Here is a 7,209-nt window from a genome sequence, read left to right as displayed (position 1 = left end):
GCTGGGCAGCCGCCTTCGGGTTACATCTACGTCGTGCTGCAGGGCGAGGCGCACGACCAGCTCGCGGCGCGCGTGGCCGCCAGCTCGGTTTTGCGGACGACGCTGTGGTCGATGGCCTTGGTGGCGCTGCTGTGCCTCGTGGCAGGTTTGATGGCATTTGGCTTCATCACGCGGCCGCTGCGGCGTCTGACCGAGGCGATGCGCCAGTTCGATGCCAACGGTGAACCGGATACGCAGCCCAAGGTGCCGCGTTCATCCGCGGCGGGACGGCGCGATGAAATCGCCGTGCTGGAGGCGACTTTTACGCAGATGGCCGATCGCATCGGCGAACAGTGGCGCGCGCTGACGCGGCAGGACCAGCAGCGGCGTGAACTGCTCGCCAACATTTCGCACGATCTGCGCACACCACTGACTTCGTTGCACGGCTACCTCGAAACGCTGTCGCTCAAGGCGGACACGCTCAGCGACGTGGAACGCAAACGCTATCTGGGGATCGCGCTGGCGCAGAGCGTCAAGGTGGGGCGGCTCGCGCAGGCGCTGTTCGAACTGGCCAGGCTCGAACACGGCAATGTGCAGCCGGCGCTGGAGGATTTTTCGCTGGTCGATCTGGTGCAGGACGTGTTCCAGAAATTCGAATTGCCGGCCGAGGCACGGCGTATCCAGTTGCGGGCCAACATTCCGCCGCGGTTGCCCACGGTCAGCGCCGATCTGGGGATGATCGAGCGCGTGCTGACCAATCTTCTCGACAACGCGATTCGCCATACTCCGGCTGAAGGGGCGATTGATGTCGAGCTCGCGTATCGCGACGGCAAGGTGCAGGTGACGGTCAGCGATACCGGCCCGGGTATTCCGGCCGAGATGCGCGAAGGGCTATTCGAGCGGCCGTTCAGCGCGGGTGGTTCGCATCGTGGGGGTGGCTTTGGGCTGCTGATCGTTCAGCGCATGCTGCAGTTGCATCACAGCCGGATTCGTTTGGTTGAGCGTGACGGTGGCACTGGGACGACGTTCTCTTTCGAGTTGCCGATCAGCGTTGCGGTGCATGCTTAGAGCGCTTGGAGCGCTTGGAGCGCTTGGAGCGCTTGGAGCGCCGAGAGGGCGTGCTTGCTTGCGGGAATCGCACCTGCCCTCCCTCCCGCTCACTCACTCACTCACTCAATGCACCTCAACGGGCACCCTGCGCGCCAAGGCACACATCAGTTCATACCCAATCGTCCCCGATGCCTCGGCGACGTCATCGATCTTCACCTGATCGCCCCATAGCTCGACTTGCGAACCGACATGCGCGTCCGGGCAGGGCGTGAGATCCACGGTCAGCATGTCCATCGACACGCGGCCCACCACGCGCGTCAGCGTGCCGTCCACCGCGATGGGTGTGCCGGTCGGTGCGTGCCGCGGATAGCCATCCGCGTAGCCGCAGGCCACCACGCCGATCCGCATTTCTTCGTTGGCGGCAAACTTTCGGCCGTAGCCAACGGTCTCCTGCGCGGACAGCGTCTGAGTACCGATGATCTGGCTCGTCAAGCTCATCGACGCGCGCAACGGGATGTCCGCGATATCACGCGACACGCCGGACGGCGAGCCACCGTACACAACGATACCCGGCCTGACCCAGTCCCGATGGGCGCGCGGATGCCACAGCGCGGCGGCCGAGTTGGCGAGACTGCGCTCGCCGGGAATCTCGCTGGTGGCGGCATCGAACCGGTCCACCTGCCAGTCGATATCGTTATTGTCCGCGCTGGCGAAGTGGCTCATCAGCGTGATGTTGCCGATCGATTCCGATGCAAGGGCCCGTTCCCAGGCGGCCCGGTAGACGTCCGGTCTGAAGCCCAGGCGGTTCATGCCGGAGTTCATCTTCAGGTTGATGTCGATGGGCTGAGTCACCTTGGCTGCGCGCAGCAGTTCAAGCTGCTCCGCACAGTGAACCGCGACGGTCAGGCGCAGTTCGTCCGCAATGGCGACATCGCCCGGCGTGAAGATACCTTCGAGCAGCAGGACCGGCTTCTTCCACCCCAGCTCGCGCACACGGACGGCTTCGTCGAGGTCGAGCAATGCGATGCCATCGGCATCGGCGAGGCCCGGATAGACGCGCTCGATTCCATGCCCATAGGCGTTTGCCTTGACGACGGCCCAAACCCGCGAGCCAGGGGTCATTTGCCGGATCAGTTGAAGATTGTGTCGGACGGCATCCGGATGAATGCGGGCAACAATCGGGCGGGGCATCGAAGTCCTCTGCGGAAATAGGGGTTGGGAGTCAGCGTTATACACTGGGTTTCTGAATCTCAACCCAGTTTCGGGCACTAGGATAAATCGACGTTTTCAGGTTTTGTTACTGTATTTCTGTCGAATTTCAGTATAAAAAATGCCCGCGAAAATGAGCTGGGCGACTCCGTTTCGAGTCGCGGTCACGGTAACATCCATGATCCATGACGCACGCACCACCGCTCATCCATAGAATGGAAACCCCATGATCAGATTCCTGCACACCGCGGACTGGCAGATCGGCACCCAATTCGGCCAGTTCGACGCCGAGGAAGCCGCGCATCTCGCCGAAGCGCGTTTCGAAACGGTGCGCCGGATTGCCAGTGAGGCCGCCACGCGCCGCGTTGACGCGGTGCTGGTGGCTGGCGACGTATTCGATCAGCAGACTGTCTCCGATACCGTCATCCGGCGCCTGTTCGGCGCGCTGGCGGGTTTTACCGGCGCGTGGATCATGCTGCCCGGCAATCACGATGCGGCGCTGGTCGAAAGCGTCTGGACGCGCGCGCAGCGGCTGAACTGCATCCCGGCGAATGTGCATGTCGTGCTGACACCGGGCGTTGTCCAGTTCGACGCGCTCAAGTGCGCGTTCCTCTGCGCGCCGCTCACGCAGCGCATCACCTATGACGACACCACGGCGTTTTTCGACCAGACGCCGACGCCGCCCGACTATTTTCGCGTTGCCCTGGCCCACGGCAGCGTGAGCGGGATCCTGCAAGAGGGAATCGATTCGACCAATCCCATCGAGCCGACCCGCGCCGAGACGGCACGTCTCGACTACCTCGCGCTGGGCGACTGGCACGGCCACTTCCAGGTGAATGCCCGCACCTGGTACGCCGGCACGCACGAGCAAGACCGTTTTCGCGCCAACGATCCTGGCTTCATGCTTGACGTCACGCTTGACGAACCGGGCGCGCTGCCGTCGGTCCGGGCGGTGCCGGTGGGCAAATATCGCTGGCTGCGCTGGGAAGAAGAGATCGTGGTGCCGAGCGATGTGGACGCGTTGAAAGCGCGTTTGCAAACGCTCGGTGCGACGGACGTGCTCAAGCTCGACGTGCGCGGCACGACCGATCTCGCCTCTGCCGAAGCCGTGCGTCTCGCCGTGGACGAAACCCGCGCACGGGTCCGTGCATTACGCGTGGAGATGAGCGAACTGCAAGTGCAACCCACCGAGGACGACCTCGCCGCGCTCGGTGCGCAAAGCGGCTATCTCGGCAAAGTGGTCGCGCGGCTGCGCGATCTGCAGGCCGACCCGCAGCAGGCGAAACTCGCGGCTGAAGCGCTGTTATTGCTTGCCCAGTTTCAGCGTGAAGCGAGGCCCGCATGAAGCTAGAAAGCATCGCGATCCAGGAATTCAAGCAGTTCAGCGGACGTCTGTTCATCGGCGATTTGCAGCCAGGTCTGAATCTGTTTATCGGCCCGAACGAGGCGGGCAAGAGCACCATCGCCGAAGCGGTGCGCACGGTGTTTCTCGAGCGCTACAAGGCTTCGCATCTGAAAGACCTGTTGCCTTGGGGAAAGGCGAGTGGGCAGCCGTCGGTTGAAGTCAGTTTCACGCTCGATGGCGTCGCTTGCACGCTCGCCAAGCAGTTCGTCACGCGACAGCGCTGCGATCTGCGGATCGGTCAGCAGGTGTTCGGCGAGGATGAAGCCGAGGACCGGCTCGCGGCACTGCTTGGTTTCTCGCGTGCGACGCGTGGTGCGATGAAGGCGGATCAGGCTGGTGTGCCGGGGTTGCTGTGGGTACAGCAAGGCGAAACGCATGACGTGCGCGTTGCAAGCGGCCACGCGGCGCTGTATTTGCGTGATGCGCTCACGCAGCTATCCGGCGGTAACAGCTCGGCCGGCGAGGACGTGTTGATCGGCGCAGTGCAACGCGAGTTGCGGCAACTGCTCACCGCGCGCACGCAACGCGCAACGGGTCCGCTTGCTGAAGCTGAGCAGGCCTTGGCTGTGCTCGCGGGCGAACGCGACACGCTCGATGCGCAACGTCGCCAGTTCGACGAGAACCTCACGCGCCTTGCGACGCAGCAGGAAGCGTTCGAGGATGCGCAACGCAAGCGGCCTTGGGAGGCTCACGAACAAAAGGCGGTACAAGCGCAGGCGCGTGCTGCCGCGCTGGCCGAACTCGAGCGCAGCGTGCAGGGGCTGGCGCAAACGCTGCATGTTAGTGAAGTCGAGCTGGCCATGTCGTTGCAGCAGGAGCAGAGCGCGGCGGAACTGGAAGCGACGCTTGCCAGCGATCGGCAGCAACTCGAGCGTGCAAAGACGGGGGTGCTTACTGCCGATGCTGAGCATGCTCAAGCGAGCGCCGGGGTGGCACGCTGCCAGCAGATCAGCGACGCCGCGGCCCGCGCGCTCGAACTCGCGAATGCCGCCGTGATGGCGCAGGAATTGAATAACCAGATCACGCTGCATAAGGACGAGATCGCGCGGCTTGAAACCTCGATCGCTGCTGCGGAGGCAGCGCAGAGCGCAGTGCTCGACGCCACGCGCAGCGCAGCCTCGCTCGAAATCGATGTTGCCCAACTGCAGCGGCTGCAAGCGCTCGAATCGCGCACCAGTGTGCTGCGGGCGCGCAAGGAAGCTGCGATGACGCGCATCGACTATCGGTTGAGCGGCGGCGCGATCGTGGTGGGCGGCGAAACGCTCACCGGTGAAGGCGTATTGCGGCTCGACGATGAGCAGACCATCGAGTTGCCGGGTGTCGGCGAACTGCGCATCGTGCCCGGCGTGTCGGATCTCGCGGCGCTGCGTACGGAACTGTCCGACGCCGAAGCGCAGCAGGCAGAGCTGTTGCGAGCGCTGGGATCGGCGTCACTCAGTGATGCTCAGACGCGGCATGAACAATGGAAAGCGCAGGTGGTGCATCTGCAGAGCCAGCAGAAGATTCTCGCGGTGCATGCGCCTAAGGGCATCGAGCCGCTGCGCGCTTCGTTAGCAAGCGCACTGGCGTGTCGTCAAACGGCTGACAAGCGCCTTGCGGATTTGCCGGATGTGGTGGGTGCCCCGGGCGTCGACGAAGCGCGTCGCACTTCGGATGAGGCCCGTCAGGCGCTCGAGTCTGCGACGCGGGTCCTGGCTCAAACCAGCGAGCGGCGTTCCAGCGCACTCGCGTCGAGTGGCTCGCTCGCGGAACAGGTGCAACGCAAGGAAGCACAGTTGCAGGACGAAGCGTTCCGCGCACGTCGCTCGCAATGGCAGGCAAAAATCGTCGAGCAGCGCGCACGTGTGGACGCATTGACGAAGCAGCGCGACGAGCGCAATCAGGAGCTCGGCGCCGCGCGCACCGATGACCCGGCTGCGGAGGCGAAGCGCTATCGTGCGTCGGCGGAACTGGCACGCGCCGAGCAGCAGGAGAGGCAAGTGCGTATCGCCGAACTGCGCAGCCAGCTCGAAACCATGGGCGCCTCCGGGCTGGGCGAGCGGCTGGCCGCCGTGCACGCGTCGATTGAGCAGATGGAGCGGCGCAAAGCCGAACTGAGTCTGCGAGCCGACGCGTTGAGCCTGCTCGACAAGGTGCTGGTCGAAGAACGCGACGCGGCAGTGGCTCAATTGCGTGCGCCGTTGACGGAACGCCTCGGGCATTATCTGAAGCGCCTGTTCCCGCAGTCGGCGCTCGAACTCGGCGATGATCTGAGCCCCATCGCATTGCAGCGCGACGGCCGCATCGACACCCTCGACGCCCTCAGTTTCGGCACGCGTGAACAGATGGGCATCCTGGCGCGCCTCGCCTACGCCGATTTGCTGAAGGCCTCCGGACGTCCCACGCTGCTGATGCTCGACGACGCAGCCGTGCACACGGACAGCGCACGCCGCGATGCATTGAAGCGCGCTCTGCTCGACGCGGCGACGCGCCATCAGATTCTGCTGTTCACGTGTCACCCGGAGCTGTGGGACGACCTCGGCGTCAAACAACGCGCTATCGATGACCTGAGGGCCGCCGCATGAGCTCGATTCCCGCGGGGCTTATGTTGGTCCATGGCAATCAGCCGGAACGCTTGCGCGATCTGATGGTGCAATGGATTCGCCAACATCCACTGAGGCCGCTGGAAAAGGAGGTCATCCTCGTCCAGAGCAACGGCATTGCCCAATGGTTGAAGCTCGCGCTGGCCGCCGATCCCGAAGACGGTGGTTGTGGCATTTCGGCGGCGCTCGACATGTCGCTGCCGGCGAGCTTCTTGTGGCAGGTGTATCGAGCGGTGCTGGGCGAAGACGCCGTGCCGGCCATTTCGCCGTTCGACAAATCACGCCTCGTGTGGCGGCTCACGCGTTTGCTGCCGGAGTTGCTCGAGTCGCCGGAGTACGCACCGCTCAAGCGCTTCATGTCCCGCGACGACGATCAGCGCAAACGCTTCCAGCTCGCACAGCGTGTAGCGGATCTGTTCGACCAGTATCAGGTGTACCGCGCGGACTGGCTTGCGGCGTGGGCTGCGGGCAAGGACGTGCAGATCGACGCGCGCAACAACAGCACACCGCTGCCGGACGAATACCGCTGGCAGGCGGCGCTATGGCGCTCGCTGCTGGAGGACGTCGAGGCCCATGCACCGGATGGCATCGACATGGCGACGGTCGGACGCGCCGCGGTGCACGAAGAATTCATGCGGCGTGCCGCTGCCATGCCTGAAGACGAACGTCCGGCTGGTTTGCCACGGCGGGTCATCATCTTTGGGATTTCGAGCTTGCCGAGGCAGGCGGTAGAAGTGCTCGCCGCGCTCTCGCGCTGGACGCAGGTGTTGATGTGCGTGCATAACCCTTGTGCGCACTATTGGGCCGATATCGTCGCCGACAAGGACCTGCTGCGGGCAGAGCGCTCGCGCCAGCAACGCCGCCAGGGTGCGCCTTTGGCAATGGACGATGCGCAGTTGCACCTGCACGCGCAACCGTTGCTGGCGGCGTGGGGGAAACAGGGCCGCGACTTTATCGGTCTGCTCGATGAGTACGACAGCGCGG

The 7,209-nt window shown here is 64.2% G+C and carries 5 protein-coding genes; 4 read left to right on the top strand and 1 reads right to left on the bottom strand.

Translation table 11 applies throughout. The features are described 5' to 3' along the window. Positions 1-1,047, top strand: a 1,047-nt coding sequence (locus M0954_RS14155; RefSeq protein ID WP_297353828.1) for a HAMP domain-containing sensor histidine kinase, incomplete at its 5' end; no start/stop codon positions are given. A gap of 105 nt (positions 1,048-1,152) precedes the next feature. On the opposite strand, the gene alr is transcribed toward M0954_RS14155, so the two are convergent. After that, positions 1,153-2,220, bottom strand: coding sequence for an alanine racemase (gene alr, locus M0954_RS14150; protein WP_297353827.1), 1,068 nt, complete (start codon positions 2,218-2,220; stop codon positions 1,153-1,155). 244 nt (positions 2,221-2,464) lie between these two features. Here alr and M0954_RS14145 point away from each other — a divergent pair, with 244 nt between their 5' ends. From M0954_RS14145 to M0954_RS14135, 3 genes are all read left to right on the top strand, one after another. Beyond that, positions 2,465-3,583, top strand: a complete 1,119-nt coding sequence (locus M0954_RS14145) for a DNA repair exonuclease (RefSeq protein WP_297353825.1) — start codon at positions 2,465-2,467, stop codon at positions 3,581-3,583. Continuing rightward, the gene (locus M0954_RS14140) at positions 3,580-6,207 is read left to right on the top strand and encodes an AAA family ATPase (protein WP_297353823.1); all 2,628 of its coding nucleotides are present in this window, start codon (positions 3,580-3,582) and stop codon (positions 6,205-6,207) included. Before M0954_RS14145 ends, M0954_RS14140 begins: the two co-directional genes overlap by 4 nt. Beyond that, a partial coding sequence (locus M0954_RS14135; RefSeq protein ID WP_297353821.1) for an exodeoxyribonuclease V subunit gamma occupies positions 6,204-7,209 on the top strand: 1,006 nt, incomplete at its 3' end. The genes M0954_RS14140 and M0954_RS14135, both read left to right, overlap by 4 nt.

This window comes from Paraburkholderia sp. (assembly GCF_026225065.1).
Lineage (GTDB): Bacteria > Pseudomonadota > Gammaproteobacteria > Burkholderiales > Burkholderiaceae > Paraburkholderia.
Note: the sequence above shows the minus strand (reverse complement) of the source record. Positions and strands in the feature narration are given on the sequence as shown.